The sequence below is a fragment of the Oligoflexus sp. genome (assembly GCF_035638955.1).
GTDB lineage: Bacteria > Bdellovibrionota_B > Oligoflexia > Oligoflexales > Oligoflexaceae > Oligoflexus.
In genome coordinates, this window is sequence record NZ_DASQYZ010000181.1 from 26,071 (window position 1) to 52,498 (window position 26,428).

General features: G+C 53.3%; 19 protein-coding genes. 10 read left to right on the top strand and 9 right to left on the bottom strand.

Going from position 1 to position 26,428, the window contains the following annotated elements; all coding sequences use genetic code 11:
* Positions 1–89 precede the first annotated feature (89 nt).
* The 3 genes from mfd to VE954_RS16995 are packed head-to-tail and all read left to right on the top strand — an operon-like array spanning position 90 to position 5,575.
* A complete protein-coding gene (gene mfd, locus VE954_RS16985; RefSeq protein WP_324954868.1) occupies positions 90–3,614 on the top strand; it encodes a transcription-repair coupling factor in 3,525 nt (1,174 codons plus the stop codon).
* A 9-nt stretch (positions 3,615–3,623) separates the two neighbouring features.
* Positions 3,624–4,622 (top strand): peptidylprolyl isomerase, encoded by a 999-nt coding sequence (locus VE954_RS16990; RefSeq protein WP_324954870.1) that lies wholly within the window; start codon positions 3,624–3,626, stop codon positions 4,620–4,622.
* Positions 4,568–5,575: a SurA N-terminal domain-containing protein gene (locus VE954_RS16995; protein ID WP_324954872.1), complete on the top strand. Its 1,008-nt coding sequence runs from the start codon at positions 4,568–4,570 to the stop codon at positions 5,573–5,575. Before VE954_RS16990 ends, VE954_RS16995 begins: the two co-directional genes overlap by 55 nt.
* A gap of 42 nt (positions 5,576–5,617) precedes the next feature.
* Here the strand turns inward: VE954_RS16995 and VE954_RS17000 are convergent, their stop codons facing one another.
* On the bottom strand, positions 5,618–6,670 hold the full coding sequence (locus VE954_RS17000) for a hypothetical protein (RefSeq protein ID WP_324954875.1): 1,053 nt from the start codon (positions 6,668–6,670) through the stop codon (positions 5,618–5,620).
* An 82-nt stretch (positions 6,671–6,752) separates the two neighbouring features.
* Entirely contained in the window at positions 6,753–8,279 is a 1,527-nt protein-coding gene (locus tag VE954_RS17005) for a hypothetical protein (RefSeq protein ID WP_324954877.1), read from the bottom strand.
* 184 nt (positions 8,280–8,463) lie between these two features.
* Between VE954_RS17005 and VE954_RS17010 the strand changes: the two genes are divergently transcribed.
* Positions 8,464–9,048 (top strand): prepilin-type N-terminal cleavage/methylation domain-containing protein, encoded by a 585-nt coding sequence (locus VE954_RS17010; RefSeq protein ID WP_324954879.1) that lies wholly within the window; start codon positions 8,464–8,466, stop codon positions 9,046–9,048.
* A 3-nt stretch (positions 9,049–9,051) separates the two neighbouring features.
* Positions 9,052–9,759 (top strand): prepilin-type N-terminal cleavage/methylation domain-containing protein, encoded by a 708-nt coding sequence (locus tag VE954_RS17015; protein ID WP_324954881.1) that lies wholly within the window; start codon positions 9,052–9,054, stop codon positions 9,757–9,759.
* 9 nt (positions 9,760–9,768) lie between these two features.
* Here VE954_RS17015 and VE954_RS17020 read toward each other — a convergent pair whose 3' ends face one another.
* Complete coding sequence (locus VE954_RS17020; protein WP_324954883.1) at positions 9,769–10,962, bottom strand: urate hydroxylase PuuD; 1,194 nt, start codon at positions 10,960–10,962, stop codon at positions 9,769–9,771.
* Between the two features lie 10 nt (positions 10,963–10,972).
* The gene (uraH, locus tag VE954_RS17025) at positions 10,973–11,329 is read right to left on the bottom strand and encodes a hydroxyisourate hydrolase (protein ID WP_324954885.1); all 357 of its coding nucleotides are present in this window, start codon (positions 11,327–11,329) and stop codon (positions 10,973–10,975) included.
* Positions 11,330–11,532: 203 nt separating this feature from the next.
* Here uraH and VE954_RS17030 point away from each other — a divergent pair, with 203 nt between their 5' ends.
* On the top strand, positions 11,533–16,194 hold the full coding sequence (locus VE954_RS17030; protein ID WP_324954887.1) for a serine hydrolase: 4,662 nt from the start codon (positions 11,533–11,535) through the stop codon (positions 16,192–16,194).
* On the opposite strand, the gene xdhC is transcribed toward VE954_RS17030, so the two are convergent.
* The 3 genes from xdhC to VE954_RS17045 are packed head-to-tail and all read right to left on the bottom strand — an operon-like array spanning position 16,181 to position 20,836.
* On the bottom strand, positions 16,181–17,008 hold the full coding sequence (gene xdhC, locus VE954_RS17035; protein WP_324954889.1) for a xanthine dehydrogenase accessory protein XdhC: 828 nt from the start codon (positions 17,006–17,008) through the stop codon (positions 16,181–16,183). The genes VE954_RS17030 and xdhC overlap by 14 nt on opposite strands.
* A complete protein-coding gene (locus VE954_RS17040) occupies positions 17,005–19,371 on the bottom strand; it encodes a xanthine dehydrogenase molybdopterin binding subunit (RefSeq protein WP_324954891.1) in 2,367 nt (788 codons plus the stop codon). The genes xdhC and VE954_RS17040 overlap by 4 nt, the downstream gene beginning before the upstream one ends.
* Positions 19,352–20,836: a xanthine dehydrogenase small subunit gene (locus VE954_RS17045; protein ID WP_324954893.1), complete on the bottom strand. Its 1,485-nt coding sequence runs from the start codon at positions 20,834–20,836 to the stop codon at positions 19,352–19,354. Before VE954_RS17045 ends, VE954_RS17040 begins: the two co-directional genes overlap by 20 nt.
* A 180-nt stretch (positions 20,837–21,016) precedes the next feature.
* On the opposite strand from VE954_RS17045, the gene VE954_RS17050 reads away from it, so the two are divergent.
* Positions 21,017–22,306: an NCS2 family permease gene (locus VE954_RS17050; RefSeq protein ID WP_324954895.1), complete on the top strand. Its 1,290-nt coding sequence runs from the start codon at positions 21,017–21,019 to the stop codon at positions 22,304–22,306.
* Here VE954_RS17050 and guaD read toward each other — a convergent pair.
* Positions 22,303–23,583, bottom strand: coding sequence for a guanine deaminase (guaD, locus tag VE954_RS17055; RefSeq protein WP_324954897.1), 1,281 nt, complete (start codon positions 23,581–23,583; stop codon positions 22,303–22,305). The genes VE954_RS17050 and guaD overlap by 4 nt on opposite strands.
* A gap of 155 nt (positions 23,584–23,738) precedes the next feature.
* Here guaD and VE954_RS17060 point away from each other — a divergent pair, with 155 nt between their 5' ends.
* Positions 23,739–24,455, top strand: coding sequence for a Mut7-C RNAse domain-containing protein (locus VE954_RS17060; RefSeq protein WP_324954899.1), 717 nt, complete (start codon positions 23,739–23,741; stop codon positions 24,453–24,455).
* A 15-nt stretch (positions 24,456–24,470) separates the two neighbouring features.
* Here the strand turns inward: VE954_RS17060 and VE954_RS17065 are convergent, their stop codons facing one another.
* Positions 24,471–24,914 carry a DUF4383 domain-containing protein gene (locus tag VE954_RS17065; protein ID WP_324954901.1) on the bottom strand — a complete coding sequence of 148 codons (444 nt, stop codon included), beginning with the start codon at positions 24,912–24,914 and terminating at the stop codon, positions 24,471–24,473.
* Between the two features lie 305 nt (positions 24,915–25,219).
* Here VE954_RS17065 and VE954_RS17070 point away from each other — a divergent pair, with 305 nt between their 5' ends.
* Entirely contained in the window at positions 25,220–25,483 is a 264-nt protein-coding gene (locus VE954_RS17070) for a hypothetical protein (RefSeq protein WP_324954903.1), read from the top strand.
* A gap of 141 nt (positions 25,484–25,624) precedes the next feature.
* On the top strand, positions 25,625–26,428 hold an 804-nt coding region (locus tag VE954_RS17075; RefSeq protein ID WP_324954905.1), incomplete at its 3' end, for a putative DNA modification/repair radical SAM protein.

The window sequence follows — 26,428 nt, forward strand, 5'->3', positions numbered from 1 at the left end:
ATAGTATTTCCCGAGGTGTCTCAAGCATCCGAGCTGAGGGCTTCAGGGTTTTTTCCAAAGACGCACGACAAGGTAGAAGTCAAGTGCAAGTGCATTCGAGTATATTAAGTCTTTACGACAGCCTATTGGCGCCGGAACAGCTGCGGAAAAAGCTGCAGATCATGGGTTTGCAGGAAGGACAGAAAAGTTGGTTGGCGTCAGCCCTGGCTCATCATTATCAATTTTCACCAGCGGATGATGGCTGTCTCATTCTGGTCGTGGCCGATCCCAAACGCCTTCATGAGTGGCAGGAGCTCCTGCGGGTCAACTGCAATCTTGAGGACGAAATTCCCAATCTGCAGGCCCTCTCGCTCTGGGGTGTGCAGCGTCACGCCAATCAAAGCGATCTTCGCCACCAACGCATGCGTGTCCTCTGTGGACTCCAGTCGCAACATCAACGCCTGCGCCTGGCCCTGGTGTCCTTTGCGGGACTTGTTCAGGAAACCTGCGATCCCGAGCAGCTGGTCGAAGCACTTCTTTATCTGCAAAAGGACCAGGACTACGACGTGGATTTTATCCTCAGTCGCCTGCAGGAGCATGGATATCGGCAGGTTGCGCAGGTGGAGGAAGCGGGTCAATACGCTGTTCGTGGCGGTCTTTTGGATATTTTCAGCCCGGCGGCGGAAGGCCCGATGCGACTTGAGTTTATGGCCGATACCCTGATCAGCATTCGGCGGTTTGCCGCGGAAACCCAGCTGTCGATGGATCACTGTGACGGATTTTGGCTCGCTCCGGTGTGGGAGGAGGTTTTGCCGCGGGAACGCCGGTCCGCCGATGCGCAAAAGCTCTATGAGGCTTTGCTCGATCAGGATCTGCATACATCTGATCGCCAAGGGCTGGTCGATGCGTTCGCGGCCGGGCATGCGATCGGAGATATTCCCCTCTTTTTGCCTCTTTTTCGCGAACGAAGGGGCGCCTGCCTCCTGGATTTCATGCGATCGCAGGACCGCCTCGTCTTTGTCGACTCGCTCGATCTATGCCAGGAAAGGCTGCAGCAGTTTTTGCAGAAGATTCAATCCGAGTATGCGGATGATCGCCTGGCGAAACGACCTTCGCTCGATCCGCAGGAACATTTCCTATCCATGGCCTCGTTTCAGGCGAAACTGCAGGCGGCGCCGTCCACCGTGGAATGGGGTCATCCGATCGAAAGGGAGGGGGTTGAAACATGGCGCCTCGCCAGTCTTCTGCCCACCGACCTGGTACCGCCGGCGGCCACGGAAAAGGCCAGTGTGAACTTTTGGATGGAGCGTCTCGCCGATTTTGCCAATACCGCGAGGCAGTGTCTGGTCCTGGTTCGGCAGGAAGAACATATCCTCCGCATGAAGAGTGTCCTGCAGCATCATCATATTGCTTTTTCCATCCTCACGGAAAAAGGTGTCGCGAGTCTGAAGGGCCGAAACAGGTGGAAACAGCCGATTGCCATTGCTATCGGCAACGTCCCGCAGATGTTTTGGGAGGAGCGGGAAGCCCTCCTGATCCTGCCCGAGCACCAGATTTTCAGCGAAAGCTATCAGGTTGCCAAACGCAAACCCAAATCCTCGGCCAATGCTTTTAAGTCATTTAATGATATCGAGCCGGGCAGTCTGGTCGTTCATGTGGATCATGGCATTGGTCGTTATATCGGCATGCGCACCATGGAGGTGGCCGGCGTCAAAACCGATTTCCTGATCCTTGAATATGCCGAGCAGGATCGACTCTATCTGCCTGTGCATCGCATGAATCTTCTGCAGCGTTATGCGAGCAAGATTGATGAGGACCTGCAGCCCTCGGTCGATAAACTGCAATCATCGGGCTGGCAAAAACGCAAAGCCAAGGCCCGTAAAGCCATCCAGGATATGGCGGATCACCTCCTGCGTATTTATGCGCAAAGAAAACTGGAGAAGCGTGATCCGTTCAGTCCTCCATCGGATATCTACTATCAATTCGAAGCTGATTTTACTTATGTGGAAACAGCCGATCAGCAAAAAGCCATAGACGAAGTCAATGCCGACCTTTCGTCCGAACAGCCCATGGATCGGCTGGTCTGCGGGGATGTGGGATTCGGCAAGACCGAGGTCGCGTTACGCGCGGCCATGCGCGTGGCTTTAGACGGCGGTCAGGTGATGGTCCTGGCGCCGACAACGCTCCTCAGTTATCAGCATTACGAAACCTTCCGGGCACGGGTGAAGAACTACGGGATTGAAGTGGGAGTCGCCAATCGATTTGTTCCGGCCGGGCAGATGCGGCAAACGCTGGCGGCTTTCAATGAAGGCAAGCTGGATATTCTGATTGGCACGCATCGCCTGCTTTCCAAGGATGTGAAACCGAGCCGGCTCGGACTGCTGGTCGTGGATGAAGAGCAGCGCTTTGGAGTGGGGCATAAGGAAGCCATTAAAAACATCAAGGCCTCGTGTGACGTCCTGACTCTGACGGCGACCCCGATTCCCCGTTCCCTTCACATGTCGCTGCTGGGGATTCGGGATATTTCCGTGATTGCCACGCCACCGACCGAGCGGCTCGCGATCCGGACCTATGTCGCGCCTTTCGAAGAGGAATTGATTCAAAAGGCCATTGAACAGGAAATTTCCCGCGGGGGTCAGGTCTTTTTCGTCCATAACCGGGTCCAGGATATCGTCGAGGTCAAAAATTTCCTGCAAAAACTGCTGCCCCACGTGAGTATTGCGATCGCTCATGGCCAGATGCAGGAAAACAATGTGGAATCGGTTATAATAGATTTCATTCAGCAGAAATATAAGGTCCTGCTCTGCACGACCATTATCGAGTCCGGGATCGACATGTCCAACGTCAATACCATTATCATCAATAATGCCGATAAATTCGGCCTGGCTCAGCTGTATCAGATGCGGGGCCGGGTGGGGCGTTCGAGTCGGCAATCCTATGCCTGGTTTCTGACCAGAGGGGCTCTGGCGGATCGTGATGATGCGCGGCGCCGTCTGGAGATTCTTGCGGCCCATACCGAGCTTGGCGTGGGCTTTCAGATTGCCAGCTACGATATGGAACTGCGCGGCACAGGCAACCTCCTGGGCGGTGAGCAGAGCGGTCACATCGCGGATGTGGGCTTTGATATGTATATGGAATTGCTGGAAAAAGAAATGGATGCGCTGCGTGGCCGCGAGGTCGAGCCCGAGATTGATCCCGAAATCAAACTCCCCGTTTCTGCGTCCCTGCCGGCCACCTATGTCGCCGAAGAGAAACAGCGCCTCTGGCTGTACAAGAATCTTTTCAGTGCCCGTGATGTGGCGGAAGTCGAAGCTCTGGTGCACCAGTCACGGGATCGCTTTGGAGTGCCACCGCCTGATGCGCAAAACCTCTTCCAGGTCGCGGCTCTGAAAGTCATCCTGCGAAAACTCAGGGCTCAGCAGCTGCAGCAGTTGCGCGAGGGACTTTTTGAACTACGGTTTGCGCAGCTCAAGGAAAATCATATCGGTCGTTTGACCGAAGCCACCCAGAAGCATGCCGGGACCATCAGCCTGACCGCTGACTTCCGTCTTATGATTCACCTTAAACAGGTCCCCCCTGGGGCCAGCCTGCAGCGTCTCATTGAAGTTCTGCTGCCTTTGACCCTGGATGCATAAGGAGTTTCGATGTTCAGGAAACGTTACGTGATTTTGGGTGCCTGGGTCGCCTGTTTCCTGGTTGGTTATTTCACATGGAAGATCTTTCATACCGGCACCTTGTTTCTGGGGAAGCAGGCTGAGGATGGAACCTTGGAGGATTTGGATTTCACCGTTTATGTCGGTGATTATTTAATCACGCCTCAGGACATTGAGTGGGAATATAATTTTTATCTGAAGCAACTGAATGCGGCTCCCAGCGCGGAAGGTGGAACCGGACAGGCCAAGGCCCCGGAGAAGCCGGTTTTTGAACTTTATAATAAGATCATGGCGGACCTGATTGAGCGCAAACTGCTTTATCAGTTCATTGCCTCGGATCAGAAGTTCAACATCAATGAGCCCAGCCGTTTCACGCATTGTCTTGAACAGTGGACCAGCACGGTCCGTGAGCAGGGCGATCTGTTTGGTCATGAGAAAACTCGCAATCAGCTGAAGTCCATGCTCTGTGAAAAAGATATCCTGCATCAGTATTTGAAAGAGCGCATCGCCGGTCAGATCGTGCTGATGGAACCCGAGATGAAAGAATACTACCTGACGCATAAAAGTGAGTTTCACGAACCGACCCGCGTCAGGATACGTCAGATCGTGCTGGCCTCTGAAGCCGAAGCAAAAAAGGCCCGGGCTCGCGTGAATATCCATAATTTCGAGAGTATAGCCCGTGAAGTCTCGATTTCACCCGAGGCCAAGGAGGGGGGACTGCTGGGTCCTTTTGCCAAGTCCGATATGCCTTCGGTTTTCGAGGTGGCTTTTGAAATGACGCCGGGGGAAATCCAGGGAATCTTAAAGTCAACTTATGGTTTCCACATTATTATGCTAGATAGAAAGTACCCCAAAGCTGATCTGAGCTTTGAAGCCGCCAAAGGGCGCATTCAGGAAATCCTGAAGAAAAAGCGACAGGACGAGGAATATAAAAAATGGGTAGAAATGGCTCTGAATACCATACCAATCAAGTCTTCGCGGGCGCTGTAAGGCGTCACATTGTCATTGGTCTGCTGCTCCTCAGCTGCCCTTTGATGGCGGCTGAGCAATTGATCGATCGACTGGCTGCCGAAGTGAATGGCCATGCGATTACCGTGAGCGAAGTGCAGAGCAAGGTTGAAAAAGGCCCGTTGGTCGAGGTCTCGCCCTGGCCAGCCCAGGAAAATGATCCGCCGGCCAAGGTCGCCATCCATGATCTCATCAATAAAAAATTGATCATGCAAAAAGCCGATGAGCTCGATATCGAGGTCACCGACGAAGCCTTGAATGAGGAAATTAAAAGCTTCCTCACCCGCCGCAATCTCACCCGCGAACAGTTGATGGAAGCGTTGGGTCAGCAGGGCATGACCTATGATCAGTACCGCGATGACTTTCGCACGCAGATGATCATCAATCAGTTTCAGGGTCGTGAAATCATGCCTCAGGTGAAAATCACCGATCGTGATGTGCAGAGCTTTTACCTGCGCAACTCAGGAACCATGGCGGAGAATATCCGTCTGACCCTGCGCCAGTTGCAGATTGCCGTGCCGTCGGGTGCGGTGGACGCTGTGAAAACCGGCAAAAAGCAGCTGGTCGAAAAAGTGTATCAGGAAATCGAAGGCGGCATGCCTTTCGAAAAAGCTGTGAAAATTTATTCTGATAATGAATCGGCGCGCGAAAACGGTGGGCTCATGCCCCAGGTTTTCCTGAAGGACCTTGCGCCGCTGTTTCAAAACGCCATTCGTGAACTCGATGAAGGCCGTTACACAAGGCCCATCGAAACACCGATGGGGTATTCCATATTCTATGTGTCCAAGCGTGAGTTCTCGGGCAGTGATGAATACCTGAAGATGAAACCGCAACTTGAAAACCAGCTTCGCCAGGAGGAGATGAATAAGCTCCTCAGCAAGTGGCTGGAAACCCAGCGCCGCCGGTCTGATATCAAGCTGAAAGATAACGTTTAAGGCTTCGTCTTGGCGCAGGCGGTCTAATTCCGCCTGATCCATTTAGAACGAAAATTGCGGAATCCAGTCTGTTGCGAAATCCACTGCATTCTGCCAGCTTTGTTTGACAAAACCCAGTTCACAACCCCACGGACTTTTTAAAAGCTGTCCAAGCTCCCAGCCTGCCTCATCGCTATCATGCACGAGAAAGTCACGCTTGATGTCATCAAAAGTCTCTATTTTAAGTCGATTTTCAATCACCGTTTTATCTTCATTGTTTTTGAAAACCAGAAGACCCGGTTTCATTTCGATGACCTGATTTGTGCTGACACAGCTGAACCAGTTCCAACTATGCAACAGTCCATTATGAATTTTAGTGTCCACATCGTGTCGAATCCATTCATTGGATGATCCATTCGCCTTGTGTCTGATCAGGCTATGGACCTCCTTATGACCGTTTTTGTCCATGGAATAAATGGTCTCGTACTGCTCCGATACCTCATGCCAGTAGCCCGAACGATCGACCGATTCGTAGGGGAGCTTGGCGAATTCTTTCTGGCGCCATTGCACAAGGCTAATATAGGAAAGTGCGACGATCATAAGAGCGATCGCAGCCTTAAAACTGTAGATCTTGATAAATTTGCGTCGGCGATCGGCACGCTGCATCCGGAAATCGGCCGGCAAAAGGCCCACGCTTCGCTCCACAAGACTGGCGAGATAGAGGTGGCCGCACAGAAAGGTCCAAAACCAATCGCCTTGCATGCGAGTTCTGTTGTGAATCTTGCTGCGAATAACAAAATCCCAAACGGTCATCACCAGAAAAACACTCGGCAGGGATTCATTGAGAATGAAGAGAGCACCCAGCAGAAGAATCCACTCCAGGCGCGAGAGCCGATCCCGGGAATGCAGGGCATACGTGACCTTCAGGCGCCAGTAGATCGAATAGGCAAAACCAGTCAAAAAGTCATATAAAAGGATCCTCGTCCAAGGTTCCCGACCAATGCTGTCCCGTCCGTAACTGTTCCGTTCGGCAAAAAAAAGGCTCAATAGTCCGATTAAACAAACAATTTCCAGGATCGAGAAGAAGATATCGGTATAGCCGAACGGTTCAAACATCGCGCTGTCGTCCTCTTCAAAGTAAGGTCATCAACGGAACGTTTGAAGGAACGAAATCATGCGGAAAGATTGCAGCAGGCTCCTACCAAAGGTTTGGCAGCTGCGGCATGTCAAATAACGTAGAGGACGGCAGTGTCGCGAGCTGACTCTGCCACTCATAAGATGGTACGAGGAGGCCTTCCACATTCATAAGGCGATCCCTTGCCGAACGTGGTGAGTTCAAGAATACATCATAGACTTTGTAGCCTTCGGCGGGTCGGTAAGCACGGTTCCCTACCACGGTTTTCCAGGAGGCATCGGCTGCGGGCAACTGATCACCGGCGCGCAGATCCTGGGCCAGGACAAGCCCCCGCTGGCTTAGGAAAGGATGATGACTGGTGACATGCACGACGCTGGAACCAAGATCGAGGGCAACCATGGAACTCGTGGGCGCCGTTTCGTGAATATGGACGATCGAGGCCGCTTCCTTGAATTGAGGATTCCATACACGATCACCAAACTGGAGCTGGGATATTTTTTTATGCGAACCATCGGCAAGCTGAACCAGAGTCTCGGAACCCCATGAATCGGCCTCGGTATTGAGAGCAGGCCCCATATTCACGTGGAGTCCCGCCGTACATTTGCCAACGGTGCCGTCCGGCCCCATCACATTCAATTCCATCCAGCTGCTGCTGGTCGCAACAAATGTTACGTCGCGAAGCTTGGCATTTTTCGCCTCAACGCGATTGGCGCCGGGATAGGGAATGGCCTGAGAGTTTTTGGGGATCGGGCCGCCGGCAAAGCTCAAGGGTTGGGTCGAGCCGGCCATTTGCTGAATATTGGCATCGACGATCACGCCGTTACCAAAGAAATGGGCCGTAACCGTCTGGCCCACATCGGTATCAAAACTCCAGGCGAGAGCGGCTCCCGAGCAGCTTCCAAAAACGGCAGGCGTTTCGATGACGACAGGCTCACCTGTTTTGGGGTCGAGCACCGGCAGCCCTGTTTTGGGATCGCTTGCGGGTTGCTTGACAGCCGCTTTTTTAAGACAGGTGAAGGGCTGGGTGGATGGTGTTCCGGTAAAACCAATCATACAGTCCGGAGTCGGTGGCGGCGGCAGGTTCACCGTTGCTGTGGAATTGATATCCTTGTTCGATTTGGTCAAAGCCATGCCGACGGTGGTTTTGGCTTTGACATCGGCATGGGTGATTAAATAGGGTCGCGCCGGATTCTTTTTTTCCAGCTGCACGGATTTGATTTCGGTGGCCGTTTTTGTGCCTTGAGGATTGCCATGATAGGATGTGGAAAAGATCGTAATCGTGTCCGTCGCGCCTTTCCAAAGATTATTGGGTGTGGCTTTCGAACTCACGACCATGCGAGCATTATTCACCGGCAAATAAGGATCCGGAAAAATCGCGGGAGTTGTGCCTGCCGCGAGTGCCTGATAAACGTTGAAGGCATTGAAGTTCATATCACCAGCTTCCTGGCCGGCATTGCGTACATCCGAAGCCTTAAGCACGGATTGCGAGCGAAGCATATTATAGCCGCCCACAACACCAGCGACGCCTGCTAGAATAATAACCAGGCCCATCGTGCTGAAGCCGGATTCCCGGTGGCTTGAGCTTCGCATAGCGTCTCCTGAGTTTTGGCAGTTGGCTCCAGGTATCAGAATCGGTCGGAGCGCTCGGGCACTTAACTGCCTTTGCCAAGCAGTTGAAATGGTTTATAAAATTCTGGAAAAAGCGCGACCCCTAAACGTGACCGCGCTTTCTGTCGAAGAGCAGAGGCCCCCGTGTGAACCATCGAGGAATACCTTGAAAGTTGAATCAAATTCAGGATTTAGCCTGGTTGAAATGCTGATCGCCGTAGCCTTGCTCGGATTGATTGGTATGGGAGTCAGGCAGATGATGCTGAGGGCGCAGCAAAGCAGTATGCGGGATAATTTGCGTAAGAATCATGCTGATGTTTCCCAGGAACTGAGCGGCCGTCTGAATCACTATTTCAAACGGCACACAGCCAGGACTGTCTCCGCTCCGAACCAACTGAGCCTGACCCTGCCGAGTGGAGTGGTGGTGATTGAGACGATCTGTGTGAAAAACGATTTGGCTTTTCAAGCGCCTGACGCCCTGCTGAATCGCTGTAAAAAGTGCGACTCATCGCAACGGCAGGTGACTCGCATTCAGGCCAAGGATAAGACCCAGTTGATTCCCAGCGGGACCCAGAAACCTGATATGCCGGCTGCAGCTTCGGTCTGTTTTAAAAATGGATCGGATCCCGACGAAGTCGAAATCATCACGGAATTGCTGGTCGTGGATCCGATTACCCGTACGGATAAGAAAGTCAGTAAGTTTGAGAGTCTCCTGATCAAGGATGCGAGTTCCTTTACTTCATTTGAGTAGCCCATGCGCGTGGTCCGTCCATCACAGGCAGGTTTTTCACTGGTAGAAGCCATGGTTTCCCTGGTGCTCCTCAGTATCGTCGGTTATTTCATCATGGCTTCGCAAAACAAAGCGCAGAAGATCATGTTCAAGGGCACCAGTCGGGATGCTCACACCCAGATCGTTTCCGTGGTGAAAAGCAAATCCAGCAAAACCCTCCAGCAAATCCTGACGACGGCCAATACCAATCCTGCAGGTCTGGCGACACTCCTCAATGCTGATCTGAACCTTGGGGAAGGGATTGGTCTCAATTGGGCCAAGCCCGCAGGGAATAGCAAGATTGTAACGATGCAATACCTGGCACAACCTGATCCCGTAGCCAAGGCAGCCCTCGACGCCTGCCGCCAGTCCAAATCGTATTTGAAAGCGTGGCAAGGCCCGGAGCTTCCCCTGCGCCTCGCGTCGTCGCAGCTGATGTTCTGTGGGCAAATGGTGATGCCAGCCAATCCTGATAACAACTATGGCTCGCAGAATATGGCTCAAGCCAAGGTGGGGTTTCTGGCCCTGGATGTGTCCTTGACGAAAGTCATCGATGGCACGTCGATACCCCTGTCGCAGTTTGGGGCCGGTGGCACCCTGGCTACTGTTACGTGGACCCTCGTCTGGAGCTATGAAAAAGGCAAGGACAATGTCCAGCAGTTTCGCAAAGGCATTTATCACATCGTGCCTTGATCACGTTACTTAAGGTGCTGCACTTCGGCTTGCAAACCAACGCGAAATCTCGGCCCGCTCATCTTCGGTCATATGTGTAATGTTGCCGAGCGGCATGATTTTGGTCTGCACGGTCTGAATAAAAATGCTGATCGCATGTCGTTCCACATCGGCTGAATTTTCCAGGATGACCCCTTTGGGTGCGGGCCCGCCCATCAAGACAGGTTGGGTGGCGTGGCAGCCTGTGCAGCGGGCTTGAACGATTTCCATGATGCGCTGTGTATCGGGAACAGCGGCATCCTGCGCTTGAACAGGCTTAGGTACGGGTGCGATCCAAAACAAAACCCCGACCATGATGGCCACGCCGCTCAACGGGAAGTACCAGTTGATTTTCTTTTTATGTTTCAAAAGAAAAAATTGCCGAATCAAAACACTTGCCACCATCATGAGAACCAGGACCAGCCAGTTCATCGGATGGTTATACATCAAGCTGTAATGGTTCGAGAGCATGGCGAAGAGCACTGGAAGAGTTAAGTAGGTGTTATGAACACTGCGTTGTTTGCCACGTTGTCCATAGATTGGATCCACTTTCTCACCGGCACGCATGGCTGCAGTCACACGCCTTTGGCCCGGAATAATCCAAAAAAAAACATTGGCCGTCATTATCGTGGCCAGCATTGCGCCCACGATGAGAAACGCGGCGCGGCCCTGAAAAATTTGCGTTGCCAAATAACTGGCCAGCGCGATCAGAAGCGCCAGAGCCCCGGCCACGAACCAGGGCCGTCGTCCTAGAAAACGGCAGATGCCTTCATAAACCAACCAACCCGCCACCAAAAATCCGAGCGAGATTAGAACGGCCGTGGATTCCGACATCGCAAAAATCTGCGGATCGATCATATAGGTGCGAGCGTTCATCAGGTACAGGGCAATAAAGAGCGCAAACCCGGAAAGCCACGTGGAATAGGATTCCCAGTAAAACCAATGCAAATTGGGCGGCAAGGATGGGGGCGCTACCAGATATTTTTGTGGATTATAGAAGCCGCCGCCATGAACGGCCCAGAGCTCGCCATCGACACCCTTCTGCAGAAGATCAGGGGCCTGCGGTTTTTCCAGGCTGTTATCAAGCCAGACGAAATAAAAGGAAGCGCCGATCCAGGCAATAACCGTGATCACATGCACCCAACGCAGCAGCATCAGGGCCCAGTCCATCAAATAGGATTCCAACGAAACCTCCTCAACTGCCCCGGTAGGTGGAATAGGACCACGGTGATACAAGCAGGGGAACATGATAATGGGATGCGGCGTCCGCTATGCTGAAGCGAATGCTGATGCGGTCGAAAAAGGGTGGTTCACTGACTTTGGCCCCGATTCTCAAAAAGTAGGGCGCCACTTCAAAAACCAATTCAAAGGTGCCGGCTTTAAACTGGGGCCCCTGCAAGAGAGGTTCCGCCGTGCGGCCATCCTGATTGGTTACAGTTTGACAAATTTTTTCCAGTTGTTGGCCTTCACGCACCTGATAGAGTGTGATGGTCAGGTCAGCCGCGGGCTTGCCGTGTGCCGTATCCAAAACATGTGTAGTGAGTCGGCCCATGGATGGTCTCTTTCCTGTTGCGGGAATACGGATCCAGCGTCAGCTTATCGAAGCCCTCTGGACTGGTCAAGGACGAACCACGATCAGGCTTACAGGGCACACACAGGTTTTTTGTCGATGAATCATCATTCCGATTCATGCGAAGATAAGAGGGCTAACCTGCGCCCTTGTAACGGATCAGGAATCAATTATCGAGGTGGCCCATGTCCGATATTCCCTATTATGAAAAATTCCTGTCACCGGGTTTGAAACGATACCTCCTGCAGCGAGCCACACCCGTGTCCGGCCGTTCGGGGCTCATGGGCGTGGGGCCATCCGGCGGTCTGGAAACGGCGGACGCCCTGCAATTTCTAAGTGAACTGCATGATGAGCTGCTGCACGATCTGAACCTCGTTCTGGAATCTCGGGACGCGGATCGGGCCTTTATTGACCAAAGATGCCTTGCGCTCACACTTTTTAACGAAGAGCAGCAGCGGGATTTTTTATCGCCCGCTTATCAAACTGTTCTGGGCCTGGAAGATGGCAATGGCCGCATCGTGTTTGGGCCAAAGCGTCCTGATTATGTCAAGCTTGGTGGTGAGCCCATTGCGCCTCTCCCGCCTTACCTGCAAGGTCCGCATGTCACGCTCTTTGGGCCGCCAGACACAGCGAAGATGGCGATTAATGCGGTCAACTCCTATCATCGCAAATTGCCGAATGAACCCGCGATTGTGGAAGAAATCCTGCGCGACTGCCCTTATCTGCCCAAGTGGGGTGCGGATGATGAAGATTCCAAGACGCCTTTGCGCAATGATTTGATTGCAGCGGGTGAAAATCTGAGCCGCTGTTTTGATGGAACCTTGACGGCAGCGGATGAAGGCAGCGGGAAAAAGTATGAACTCCGCAAGGATCGCCCGGCCTTGCCGATCAAGCGATTCCCTGGTCTGGCCTTGCCTTGCGCGTTTCTCTTTAAAGGTGAAACGCCGGTGCCTTTGCATCTTTACGATTTTGCCCTGCATGTCTTCCATAATTGGCAAAGGCCCGAAGCCCTGGTATTTTATGTGCCCAAGCTCGAAACAGAAGACGAAGCTCGTTACATCCATCGGATGGTGTCGGCCACCGAAACCAAACTGCAAAAGCTGCATGCATCTTATCAAAAGGGCACCATTCGCCTGATGATCGTTTTGGAAAATCCGCGCGCCATCTTTCGCGTTCATGAGATCATGGATGCGCTGTATCCTTACTTCGCCGGCGCTTCCCTCGGCTGGCACGATTATCTGGCCTCGACCGCGCGCCTTTTCAAGGAGGATAGGAATTATCGCATCCCCTCCAAAACAGACCCGAACATTGTGATTCGCTACATCAAGGCCTCGCATCGGCTGCTGGCTGATGTGGTCGGCCCCCGCGGTGGGATCAAGGTTGGTGGCATGTATGGAGTTTTACCATCCTCATCGGACCTCGCCAGTCCTTCGTTTCAAGTGACTTTGAAAGGTTACATGAAAGATGTGATCACGCAATTGAAGAGGAAACTTTCAGGCTTCTGGGTCGCCCATCCCGATTTCGTGCGGATTGGGCTGGCGCTGGTGGCGGCCTGGGAGAAGAGGCAGGCTGGACAGACCGGGCATTTGCAAACGCTGATTCAAAGCCTGCTCCTGGCGCCACATGCTGAAGAGGTTCAGCGTTTTGTGGATGGGCCGGATATCGAAGGCCTCGATCCGGATCATCCTCTCTACGCGCGTTCTTTGATCGTCACGGATTTGAAAGTGGACGAAAACACACGCAATCATAGACCGGAAGAGATCCGTTATAATGTTTTCCAATGTCTGCAGTATCTCGCCGACTGGCTCGCCGGCAACGGCTGTGTGGCGCTTCCCGCCAGCCTGGAAGGTATTCCTGTCCGCGTCATGGATGATCTCGCGACCACCGAGCGCTCGCGCTGGGAAGTGTGGCACGAGATTCGACACGGGCGTTTTCCGTTGCATGATTTTCTGCGGATCGCCTTTGAGGAACTGACCTTTATCCGCAAGGATCTTTCCCATGCGCAAAAGATTGTGCAGGTGAAATGGAACGAGCACACAGCTCAATGGTATCCAATCGCCTTCAAACTCATGCTGCGTTTCATGACCGATGAGAAACCTGTGGAATTTGTCAGCGAACTTCTTTTGCCTTTTACCGTGGACGAGCTGCGTAAATCGGATGATCCGTGGCAGGCCTTGGAAGCCATCGATCCTGATCGGTTGACCTTTGAACCTTCGATCGAGCGTTTTATTACCTGGTTCGAATGTCTCGGTCATCAGAATTTTGCCGCGGTCATGTCCCGCGCCCTTGTTCCCGATTTGGCCCAGGGAGAAAATCTCGTAAAGAAGTTGAGTTTCGAAGAGCTTGTCGCGGCCGCAGCTTTTCATGGCGATATCGGGGAATCCAAAAAGACCCTGGATTCGATGGCAGCCCAAGAGCAGTCTGCCGTCTTTCAGGACGAGGACGCGATTCGAATGGAACTGCAAAAAATGGGACAGGACTATAAACAGAAATTTGGGATCAAGTTTCTGGTCTCGGCCCAAGGGAAAAGCGGCAAGGAGCTGCTGGATGTCCTCAAGCAAAGAATCCATAACACCAAAGAGCAGGAGCTGGACAACGCCCGGACGGCTCTTTGGTCCATTGCCCGAAAACGTTTTATGGCCAGTCCCTATGCGGCTCGTCTTGAGATTTTTCCGAAGTTGAAGGCCAAACATAAAATTGCATCGGCCATGATTTCACTCCTGACCCCCGATGCACGACAGGATCTTTGCCTGGATGCTGACGAACAGACCTGGTTTGAAGTGGCTTCGCTGAGCAAGTCTGTGGCCTCAGCCTTTGCGCTGGAATACTTTGCCAGGAAAGGCTTCAGTCTTCACAGCCCGGTGAACCAACTGCTTGCGCAAACAAAGTCCGATTTTCGTTTGCCAGGTCCCTGGGGCGATCAAGTGACGCTTGCTCATCTGATGAATCATAAGGCCCTGAACCTGCATTATGTGAAAGGTGTACCTGCTTCCGAATCCATGCCGCCTATCAAGGATTTTTTGCGAGGCAACTCCAGATACGGTTATGAACCTGTCGCCGTCATCAATCCTCCGGGGGAAGTGTTCAAATATTCCGGCGCCGGATTTTTAGTGCTGGAGCATGTGATCCAGGAGATGGAAGGTCGACCCATCGATGCCATCACGCGCCCTTTTCTGGATGCCCTCGGTATGCAGGATTTCAGCTTTCAGCAGGAAACCATCCCTGGAAAAATTTACGCCGATGGCCTGCGAGACGATGGGCAGCTGGTACCAGGACGGCGGCTTATGTTTCCAGCCTTTGCAGCCGGAGCGATGGGGACCAGTGCCGCGCTGGGAAAATTCCTGACTCATCTCGGCCAGGCCTACCATAATCTGGAAGGTTCCGGTCCCCTATCGCACGACACGGCACGGCTGATGCTTTATGGAACCGATCAGGGTTGTCAGGACTTTATGGGTTGCAACATGGGCCTTGGTGTATTCGTGGCAGAAGCCGGTGATAATCGTCTCGCCATCCATCAAGGTGCCAATGATGGATTCCGTTGTCTTTATCTCTACTGCTTTGCAGGTCCGGACCGTGGCAAGGGTGTGGTTACGCTCTGCAATGGTGATTTCTCGGGTGTCCTCTTTAATGCCGAGGTGGCCCAGGAGGCCTTGAAACTCCTTGATATGCAAGGTGTGGACTTCGCTCAATTTGCCAGCCGTTTTGATCCCAGCCGCCTCAAGCCCGAGGAAGTGGTCAACATAGGTTATCGTGAGCTGGTGTTTAAAGCCTTTTATCCGCGCCTTCCCGAAGCCATTCTTCGTCAAGGCACGCCATCGCCCTTGGCGTCGTTCAATCTTGTGACGGGCGCCCGTATGGTGAAGGTCAGCAATCAGCTGTTTGGCCGCGCCGAGAATCTCATCAGTCCTTACGAACCTGCCTTTGATCCAGCGTTATTCGGCAAGGAAGGCAAGATTATGGATAGCTGGGAAACGGTTCGACACAATGCCCGGCCCTATGATGAGCTGATCCTGGACCTGGTCAAGCCCGGGCCGATTCGTTATGTAAGGCTTTCCACTCAGTTTCATCTAGGGAATCAGGCGGCCTTTATTCGTTTGATGGGATTCAGTTCTGGTCATTGGTTGGAAATACTTCCTATGACTCCCATGGAAGGCCACGCTCAACTTCTGATCGATCGAGGGTCTGATAGCTCCGTTTATACCAGCATTCGGGTTCAAAATTACCCGGACGGTGGCTTTACCCGACTTGGACTCTACAGCGATCTGCCGGCAGCGGAAAGCCAACGATATAAGCCACTCAGCGAGGCGCGTTGCGAGCGTTTCCCTGAGGCTATCCCTCAAACCAGAAAACCCATGAGTCTGCCTTATCACGCTCAGCCAAAGGATATGGAAGCCAATCGCGCCCGTCTCAAATCCGGTGACCGCGTGAATGTTGCCTCGGCAGCCCTGGGAGCCACGGTCCTGCGTGCATCCAATGAACACTACGGTCCTGCCATTCAGGTGGTTTCACCTTACCGGCCTTTGAACATGTTCGATGGTTTGGAATCGGCTCGCAGTCGGAAACCGGGGCATCATGAAGAGGTCGTGATCCGTCTCGCGAAGTCAGCTCGTCTCGAAACCCTGGTCGCCGACTTTACGTATTTCGTCAACAATAACCCTTTGGAAATGTCCGTGCAGGGGCAATGGGGAGACGAATGGGTGGACCTTGTGCCACGCACCTGGGTCAAAGGTTTCGCAGGCAGCCAAAAATTATGGAACATTCAGGATGAAAGGAAATTTGAGGTTCTGCGGGTTCAAACCTTTCCTGATGGTGGCCTGAACCGTCTGCTGGCCTTCAGCCGCTGGTAGAAATTTTGCCGGCTGATCGACTGATGGAAACTCCTGGTGTGTCACGCGCCAGGAGCAGCTGGGCTGTGATGCTAATGGCAATTTCCTCGGGCAGGCGTGATCCCAGATCCAAACCGATGGGACAATGCAAACGTTGAATATGCTCGGGATCCAAGCCGGCTCGAGCCAGATCCGCTTTGATCGCCCGGGCTTTGACTTTGCTGCCAATCGATCCCACAAAGGGCAGATCATCACGAGCCAGAAGAACCTTGAGAACAGGCAAATCTGTTCCATGACCCATGGTGATAACAGCGCAGAAGGTGCCTGGGGCGAGATCTGTGGCAAAAGCTGCCATGTCATCCACTGTGTGACGCGTAAAATACGGACCCTCAGGCAGGCGTTCAATCCAATCCTGTCTGGTATCGACACAGGTCAAGCGACAGTTCAAAGGCAGAAGCACGCGGCAGAGGGCCTGCGCGACATGGCCTGCACCAAACACTGTAATATTCCACGCTTTGGCTCCAAACACTTCGAACAGCAAAGTGGCTCGACCCCCGCAGGACATGCCAATATCCTTTTGCAAATCCCAATCGCAAATCGTTGGAGATCTTTGCTGGTCAGGATGCTCCAGAATCCTGCGCGCTTCCAGAATAGCCCGATTTTCCAATTTTCCGCCACCTACAGTCCCTTCCGCAAGACCTGCAGAGGTTATCAACGCTTTGGCTCCAGGTTCCTGAGGAGCATGCCCCATGCTGGTGAGCATTGTGCAAACCACAAAGGCTTCACCCTGCTCGCTGAGTTCATGCATACGGCGGAAAAATTGGGGCGTTGTCACGGAGCTTTCTCCCACCTGGCGAATCGCTCCGGATAAAGCGCCCGCAGAATACGCTCACGGCTTGCGGGAATGGGCAGGGACGTGACCTGGATCGCATTCATGATGGCCGCCCAGACCGAAAAACTCAGCAGCAGAGGAGGTTCCCCTACCGCCTTGCCCCTATGCATCGTGCGAGGCTCATCCGATTGCAAAAGATCCACACGGAAATCTCGCGGGATATCGTGCACAGATGGGATTTTATAGGTACTCGGTGCATGAGTCAGAAGGCTACCCTTGGCATCATAGACCAGCTGTTCCGTTGTCACCCAGCCCATGCCCTGGATGAACGCACCTCGAATCTGTCCGACCTCAAGGTCGTAGTTGATAGGGCGGCCCAAATCCATGAGAATATCAGTTCGCAGGACCTTCACTTCACCCGTGCGCCGATCGACTTCGACTTCGCTGCAGGCCACACCTTGACTGTAATAAAGAAACGATGTGCCTTGACCCGTGACCTTATTGAAGTCGAGACCTTCCGTTTTGAAAAAGCCATACTCGCTCAGAGAAACCCTATTAAACCAGGCTTCCCGAATGACATCCAGCAAAGGCAGGGAACGCTCCGGCTGATCCTTGGCAAATACGCGGCCACCCTCAAAAACAATGGGTCGGGTCAACGGCCTGTCCCAGACCATGTCCTGGCGCGTCCCGGGTCCAATCGTGCGACTCGGCCAAAGTTCAGGATCAAGTTCAACCAAAGCGGCAAAGACTTTGCTCAAGCGTTCTTTTAAAGGCTGACACGCCACCAGAGCGGCTGAACCATTCAGATCGGTCCCGCTGGAAGCGGCCGTAGCCGAGGTGTTGGCGTTTTTATCGGTTTGCGTGGGCATAACCCGAACCGCCGACAGGTCCACGCCAAATTCGGCGGCCACCAGACTGCCAATTTTAGTCTGAACCCCTTGACCCATTTCCACGGCACCTGTCGAAACCTGAAATGTTCCATCCCGATGCAAAAGCACCAGGGCATTGCCCTGATTCAAAAAGCGCGTGATAAAGGAAATCCCGAATTTGACCGCAGTCAGTGCGATCCCTCGCAAGGTTGGAGATTTCGGGTCCGCCTGCTCCTTGATCTGCTGACGGCGCGCTCGATAATCACAGCGTTCCGCCAGTGTTTCAAATAAAAGGGGAAGAGCATTCCCTTCCACATGCTGACCGTAAGGAGTGGTGTTACGGTGCGGATGCTGATAGACGTTTTTCAAACGCACATCATACGAATCCATTCCCAAATGATGCGCGATGGCTTCGATGGCCTGTTCAATCAGAGCCACACCCTTGGGTCCTCCGAATCCACGGAAGGCTGTGTGCGGATGAATATGCGTGCGGCAGACCTGGCCCCGCAGGCGAGCAGCTGGAATAAAATAGGCGTTGTCCACGTGAGTCAGCGCGCGTTCCATGATGGCTGTCGAAAGATCGGCACAGGCACCGCCATCGGAATAGAGATGGCCATCGAGCGCGATAATCTCACCTTCATCAGTGAAACCAATATCGTAATGCACCTGGAAGGGATTGCGCTTCCCGGTGATCATCATGTCCGTGTCCTTGTCCAGGACCAGACGGGCTGGTCTTTGACAGGCTTTGGCCACCAGGGCTGCATAGACAGCGATCGGCGCCGCCTGAGTTTCCTTGCCACCAAAGCCACCACCAAGCCGCTTCACAATGCAGACGACATCCTTGTGCGACAGTCCCACGGCTTCTGCGACCAGATGCTGAACCTCGGTGGGATGCTGGGTTGAGGAATGGATTTCCATGACCCCACCATCACGAGGATAGGCAATGGCGGCTTGATTTTCCAAATAAAAGTGATCCGCCCCATCGATCTGAATTGTCCCCTGAAGCCGATGCGGCGCCGTTTCCAAACCCGGTTGCCAGTCGCCGCGTTCAATTCTTCGTTCCGCGCCGATGAAACTCTGTTGCGCCACGGCCTCATCAATCGAAAGAATGGCCGGAAGGACTTCATAGTCGACCCGAATCTCCCGCAAGGCAGCCTGCAGAATAATCGGATTTTCAGCTGCGACCACGAGGACGACGTCACCCACGAAATGCACTTCATCGACGGCCAGAAAATTTTGATCCTGAAAGATACTGCCCCAGGTATTGTGGGCCAGCGCTTTATAATCAAAAATCCACACCTGTCCTTCCCACTTTTGCACCCGGCTGACATCGATGGAGACAACGCGCGCATGGGCATGCGGACTCCAGATCAAACCCACGGTCAACTCGCGAGCCTCACGCGGTCGATCATCCACATATTCAGCGGAACCTCGCACGTGACCATGCGCGGATTCGTGCGCGGCTCCTGGAGTGGGTTTAAGAATGGGCGGCTGCATGCTCCACCTCCTGGCGCTGCATGATCTCATCACAATACTGCTGAAAGTAGCCCTGCACGAGCAGACGTCGATAGGCCGAGCTGCCCCGATGATCCGATAGGGGCTGAATGGATTCCTGTAGAATCCTCTGCGCCTCATCCACAAGGACCTGATCCAAAATTTTATCCTGCAGGAACGCTTCCACCTTGGGCAGGCGCAGCGGAATAGCGGCTACACCCCCAAGGGCCAGGCGAGCCGACTTGATCACGAGTCGGTTATCCTTGCGATTTCTTTTTAAGTCAAAGAGCATAGCCATACTCACCGTCGAGATATCCAGATCCTTGCGTGTCGCAGCCTTATAGAGCCGCAACAGCTCCGTTTTCTGCGGCGCACGAAAGGCGACTGAGCTGATCCACTCATCATCTTTTAAAGCCAGCTTCCGATAGCCCAGGAACAGCTCGGTCATGGGAATGTCCCTGGTTCCGCGTTTTTTGGCAACGGTTACACTGCCGTCAGCGACCAGCAGAAAGGGGAGAGTGTCACCAATCGGGGAAGCATTGGCAATGTTGCCGACCAGAGTCGCGGAATTTTTAATCTGCGGCGACGCAAAAACATTCAGCAGCGAACTGAATTCAGGTATGCCTTTGGCGCAACGTACCCTGACTTCCTCCAGCGTGACTTTGGCTCCGAATTGATAAAGGGAGCCCTTCTGCGTGGATTGATAAAGCTCAGGGACCAGATGCAGACTGATGATATCACCCAGCTGGCGCTTGCCTTTATTGAGCTGGACTCCAAGGTCGGTGCCTGATGCGAGCAAGCTGGCCTTGGGATATTTTTTAACGAGCGTGCTCACATCAGCAAAGTGCACAGGAGCCAGGATTTTACCATGAGGCGTCGTGACATCAACGGCGACCGATTGGGTTTCTTTGAGCGCCTTGACCACGCGGCTTGTCACAAATCGTTCCGCCAGGGGCGGCAGGCTCTCGGGATCCAGACTTAATGCGGCTTCCACGATAGGGGTATAACCCGTGCAGCGGCATAGGTTTCCCGTCAAATGATTTTTTACTGTTTGGGCATCGGGTTTTGTGGTGCATTTTTCAAAAAGTCCACACAGCGCCATCACAAAACCTGGCGTGCAGTATCCGCACTGACTGCCTTGCTGCCGAACCATGGCGTCCTGAACGGGAGAGAGAGTCTGGTCCTGAGCCAACGCTTCCACGGAAATCAGGTGCGATCCATCCAGTTGAGCCAGCATGGTAATGCAGGCATTGATGGGTTCGAAGCGCAGCTCGCGCACCTTGCCAGTCCCAGGAAAAGCCCGCAAAACGGTGCAGGCTCCACAGTCTCCTTCGGCACAAACGATCTTGGTTCCACTCAAGTAAAGACGGGTGCGGAGGTAATCAGCCAGCATCATCGAGGCGTCCGCTCCACTCACCTCGTGGATGGCGCCGTTCAATGCAAAGCGAAGAAAAGAGCGTATCGACATATAAGGCAGTCCTTGCTGGCTCAATCATCAAAATAGTCGCTAAAAGTGAGGCTACAGGATGCAGAATCGAAGGTCAACCGACACAGCGGCGCCTGTTTTGGATTTGCACAGATTGCAGGGCTATGCAATTGTTTGGGGCTGTTGGAAATGGAAGAATGCCCTTTTGCGAACGAGAATCGTATGCATAACGCACCCAGTCACAGTTCAGTCCCTTCGCTTCGAGCCGATCTCATCGGTGGTCTCACAACGTTCCTGACCATGGCCTATATCGTGGTCGTGAATCCCGCGATTCTCTCGACAGAGGGCACGGGCCTGCCATTTGCCGGTGTGATGACGGCCACCATTTTGCTGGCAGCAAGCATGAGTATCCTGATGGGACTCTATGCCAAACTTCCCTTTGGCGTGGCGCCGGGCATGGGGCTCAATGCGTTCCTGACGTTCAGTGTAATTTTAGGCCGGCAAATTCCTTGGCCGGTGGCCATGGGTTTGGTCTTCTGGGCCGGCGTCATGTTTTTACTGCTCAGTGTGCTGCCGGTGCGGATGGCCATCGTGGGCGCGATACCAGCCCATCTGCGTGCGGCAGCCGCTATGGGTATCGGCCTTTTTTTGGCCTTTATCGGCTTAAAGAATGCGGGTCTGGTCGTGGCGGATCCGGTCACTTTCGTAAAATTTGGAGCGTGGACCACATCGAGCACGCTGGCCGCATTTGGCCTTTTTGTAATGGCCGTCTTTCTGCAGAAGGGCTGGCCGATCGCCTTTTTGCTCGGGATATTTGTCGTGACTGGGCTGGCTGCCTTGCTGGGTCTGGTTGCCATTCCTGAACAGCTGGTCAGCACCCCGGATTTTTCCAGCACGCTTTTTCAACTGGATATTCTCGGTGCGTTGCGGGTGGAATACCTTGCTGTGATCTTTGCCATTATGATGACGGATCTATTCGATTCAATTTCGACGCTGTCGGGTGTATCGCAAGCGGCTGGGCTGGTGGATGAGAAGGGTGAACCTAAAAATTTAAAGCGTGGATTGCTGGTGGATGCTTGCGCCACATTCATGGCTGGTATTCTGGGAACATCAGCAGGCACGGCTTACATCGAAAGTGCGGCGGGCATCGAGGCCGGTGGCAAGACCGGTCGAGCCGCCGTCGTCACGGGTCTTCTGTTTTTGCCCTGTTTGTTTCTTGCGCCTCTCGCAGGTGCTGTCCCCGGTTATGCCACAGCCCCAGTTTTGATTCTGGTGGGGGCTATGATGATCAAGGGCGCTGCCCAGGTTTTCAAGTCGAATCGTTACGAAGACCTGATTCCCAGTTTCCTGGCGCTGGTGCTCATTCCTCTCACCTTCTCGATCACCCAGGGTCTTTTGTGGGGCCTGATCAGTCATGTTCTGCTTTATGTTTCGGCCGGCCGTTATCGTGAACTCTCGATCGCGACCTGGATCATGGCCGCACTTTCAGCTTTGCTGCTGTGGCTGCATTAAGTGGATCGTAATTCTTTACCATTCACCCAGACCGATTCCACACATCGGTCATCGGCAAGATGAATCAACGCGGCGAGAATTTCCGCAGGGCTGTTACTGATCTTAATGCGCCGGTCCAGTAAGGGCCGTGCGCGCACATCGATGACCTGAAAATCAGCCTGATAACCCTCTTCCAATGAACCAAGATCAGACAGGCCTAAACCTTGCGCCGCTTGTAAGGTCGCAGCTGCCAGAAGATCCACGGGCTGGATGATCTCGCCCCGCAGCGCCGCCACCTTATAAGCCTCATTCATCGTCTGCCAAAGGGAAAAGCTGGTTCCAGCGCCGACGTCAGTACCGAGAGAGATGGGGACGCCATGCTCCTCCATTTTTTTCCAAGCAAAGAGTCCACTGCCCAAAAACAGATTCGAGGTCGGGCAATGACTGATCATGGTTTTGTGCTGAGCCAGGCGCCTGATGGCGTCGGCTTCCACGTGAATGCCATGGGCTAGAATTGTGCGACTGCCAATCAAGGCAAAGGACTCGTAAACATCCAGATAGTCACGCGCCTGGGGAAAGAGTTCCTGAATCCAGAGAAGTTCGCCAAGGTTTTCTGCATAGTGAGTTTGAATATAGGTATCCGGATATTGGGCATGAAGCTCGCCCAAGGCCTGCATCAGATCCGGCGTGCACGACGGGGCAAAGCGCGGTGTCAAGGCCAGGGCCAGCCTTTGATCAAAACCGTGCCAGCGCTGCAGCAAGGCCTTCTGCTGAGCGATATCATCCGCCAGAGGCACGAGCAGAGCGTCGGGAGCGTGCCGATTCATACTGGTTTTACCGATAATACCACGTAGCCCGCGTTGCGCAAAAACTTCAAACAAAAGATCCGTCACGTCATGATTCGAGCTGCTGTAAACACAGGCGAGCGTGGTGCCATTGCTCAGCAGCTCATCCACAAACAGATGAGCGGCTCGGAGCATAAGATCGGATCGACCCCGATAGCCGATTTCCGTGGGGAATGTATATTTTTCCAGCCAGGGGAGCAGGGAGTGAGCCATGGAGCCAATCATGTCCATTTGTGGAAAATGGATATGGGTGTCGAGAAATCCAGGGATCAGGAGCCGGTCCTGATAGTCGATAACGGGAGCTTTGGGATGGAGCTTCTGCAGCGCGGCGAGCCCGCCTTTGGCCTGGATTCTGCCGTGATCATCGATCAGCAACGTGGTCTGGGGGCTATATTCCAGTTGCACAGGGCTGGTCGGAAGGCAGTGCAGAAGATTTCCGGTCACAAGCTGCATAGGACACCGCATGAAGTGGGTTGCTGCAGAAACGGCTCAATGTGTTGGTTTTCGACGCATCTGCCATCGGCTATTATCGCGACTGAGGACACGGCAGGTCAAGGCCTACCTGACCAGGACCAGGCTTGAAAAGGCCGTCACGACAAGGAGAATCCATGGACTCGACGTCGGTAACAATTCGTTTCCATGAAGAATTGAATGACTTTCTCCCGCGGCATCAGCTGCAGAAGGATATTGCGGTCACATATCAAGGGCGACGTACCATCAAGGATTTGATTGAATCGCTTGGCGTTCCCCATGTCGAAATTGATAGGGTGCAAACGCACGGCGTCACCGTCGACCTGAATTATATTGTTCAGGATCAGGATAACATTCACGTGCATCCGGGATTTCAGTTCGTCACGTCCCCGCGATTTGTAGTGGATGACAATGTGGCAAAGCTATGTCCCCTGTTGCGGATGCTGGGGTTTGATACCCTGTATGCCCAAGGTGCCACCGACGCGTCCATTGCAACCATTTCCAAACAGGAGGAGCGCACCATCCTCACCCGCGATAAAGGTCTTTTAAAGCGGAAGGAGGTTCATTCAGGCGCCTATATTCGGTCGACGCGACCCCAGGAGCAGCTGCGGGAAGTGGTGGTTCGCCTCAAACTTCAAGATTTCTTCCAGCCTTTCACTCGCTGTCTGAGCTGCAATCAAGCTCTGGCTCGGCTGACCGAGGAGGAAGCGCAAGCGAACCGACAGATTCCATCAGGGGTGAGAACATGGACAAACGAATTTTTTCAATGCACCGGCTGTCACAAGGTCTTTTGGAAAGGCAGCCACCATGAAAGCATGGAAAAATTGATTCGCCAGATTCTCACCAGTCCCTGAGCCTTATCGTGCTTCTTATCCATGAACGGTTGGAGTCTGCCCATGAATGGTGTCGGTGGAAGCACGGTTGGCAAAGCCAAAATAAGCGGCAACAGCAGCGGTCAATGCGTGCAGCCAAACGTCATGCCCGAACAGGGGAAGGTAACCACCCAACACATTCAAGCCTGGGACCAGACCCATGACGGCAAGGACTCCATAGCCGACGGCCAAGGATTTCGAATAGCCACGGGCACTGGCGAAGTTGCGGTAGGCCATGAGACCCCAGATCCCAACCGCGATGTGCACGATGTTATGCAGGACGTTGATAGGGAAGAGTCCAAAGAGATAGCCATACGATCCTTCCAGAGCAAGGTTTGGTGCGTGTCCGGGAGGCATCATCCGAAACGCGGGAACAAAGCCGAGAACACCAATGACTAGAAAAAGAATGCCTGCGACGAGAGCGAAATTTTTTGTCTGCATATAAAATCCCTTTCTTTGCAAGTGGCTGACAGGCGATTCTATTCCAGTTTTGTGCCAAGGGATTGCCAGTCATATTTACTCCAAAACTTTGCGGAAAAATGGGGAAATCCACGAGCTCGTATGGACGATCCTTTATTACCTGAAAAATAAATATCGTTCGAGATTTCCAACAAGGCCTGATTCCTGACCCTATTACTCGTCGCAAAACGTCATGAATATTTCGGGCCCCTTGGACGAAGACTTCTGAGTTCGTCAGCCAGCATCGTTGTTGGCTTCGCCATGTGATTTACGAAGGAGTCTTCACTATGAAAAAATCGGTCCTGGCCCTCACATCCTGCATTCTGATTTCGATGCAGGCCTTCAGTGCACCGAAACCCAAGGTGGCCATTTGTCATTTTGATGAAGAAGAAGCGGCCTGGGTTGCGATATCAATTTCCGAGCAAGGCGCGGCTGCCCACTTGCGTAACCATGATGATGGAGCGCCCGGAGCTGCCACAGCTGTTTCAGGAACTCAGCTCGATGCCAACTGCGCCGCAGCAGCTGCCGTAGAGCCAGACCCAGCTCAATAAGCTCGATTAGAGAAGGCTTAAAAAGAAGGCTGCCAATCACGGTTGGCGGCCTTTTGCCATTCTGCGCAACTCTTGCAAAAAAAATACCTTTGCATGTTGAATCCATAATTTATTATGGTAATCTTCCCATGGGAGGTCCCCATGGAAATTCGCTCGAAACTTGCCATCCTCGCCGACGCTGCCAAGTATGATGCATCCTGCTCCAGCAGCGGGATTCAGCGTAAGAACGTCCCGGGCGGCCTGGGCAATTCCGAAGGCATGGGAATATGTCACAGCTACACCCCGGATGGGCGTTGCGTTTCCCTGCTCAAAGTACTGCTCACCAACTTTTGTGTTTTTGACTGCACCTATTGCATCAACCGCATCTCCAGCGACGTCAAACGTGCCAAATTCTCAGTCGAGGAACTGGTTTGGTTGACCATGGAGTTCTACAAAAGAAACTATATCGAAGGGCTGTTCCTGAGCTCCGGCGTGATGAAAACCCCGGACCAAACGATGGAAGAGATGATCGAAGTCGCCCGGCGCTTGCGGGTGGATCATAAGTTTCAAGGTTACATTCATTTAAAAGCTGTCGCGGGGGCTTCGGCGGAACTCCTCCAAAAGGCGGGGCTTTGGGCCGATCGTTTAAGTGCCAACATCGAGCTGCCGAAGCAGGCGGACCTGGATCAGCTGGCGCCGGCCAAAACTCATGAGCAGATTGAATCGGCCATGGATTCCATTGCCACGAAAATCGAGGAAGTCAAAGCCGATCGAAAAACTCTGAAGTCGACGCCCGCCTTTGCGCCCAGTGGCCAGACCACGCAGATGATTGTGGGTGCCACGCCCAGCACCGATGCCGATATCCTGGCCACGGCCTCGCACCTTTATAAGGGTTTTTCCCTGAAGCGGGTTTACTATTCGGCCTTCAGTCCTATTCCAAGTGGTGATCCACGCCTGCCTTTGCAA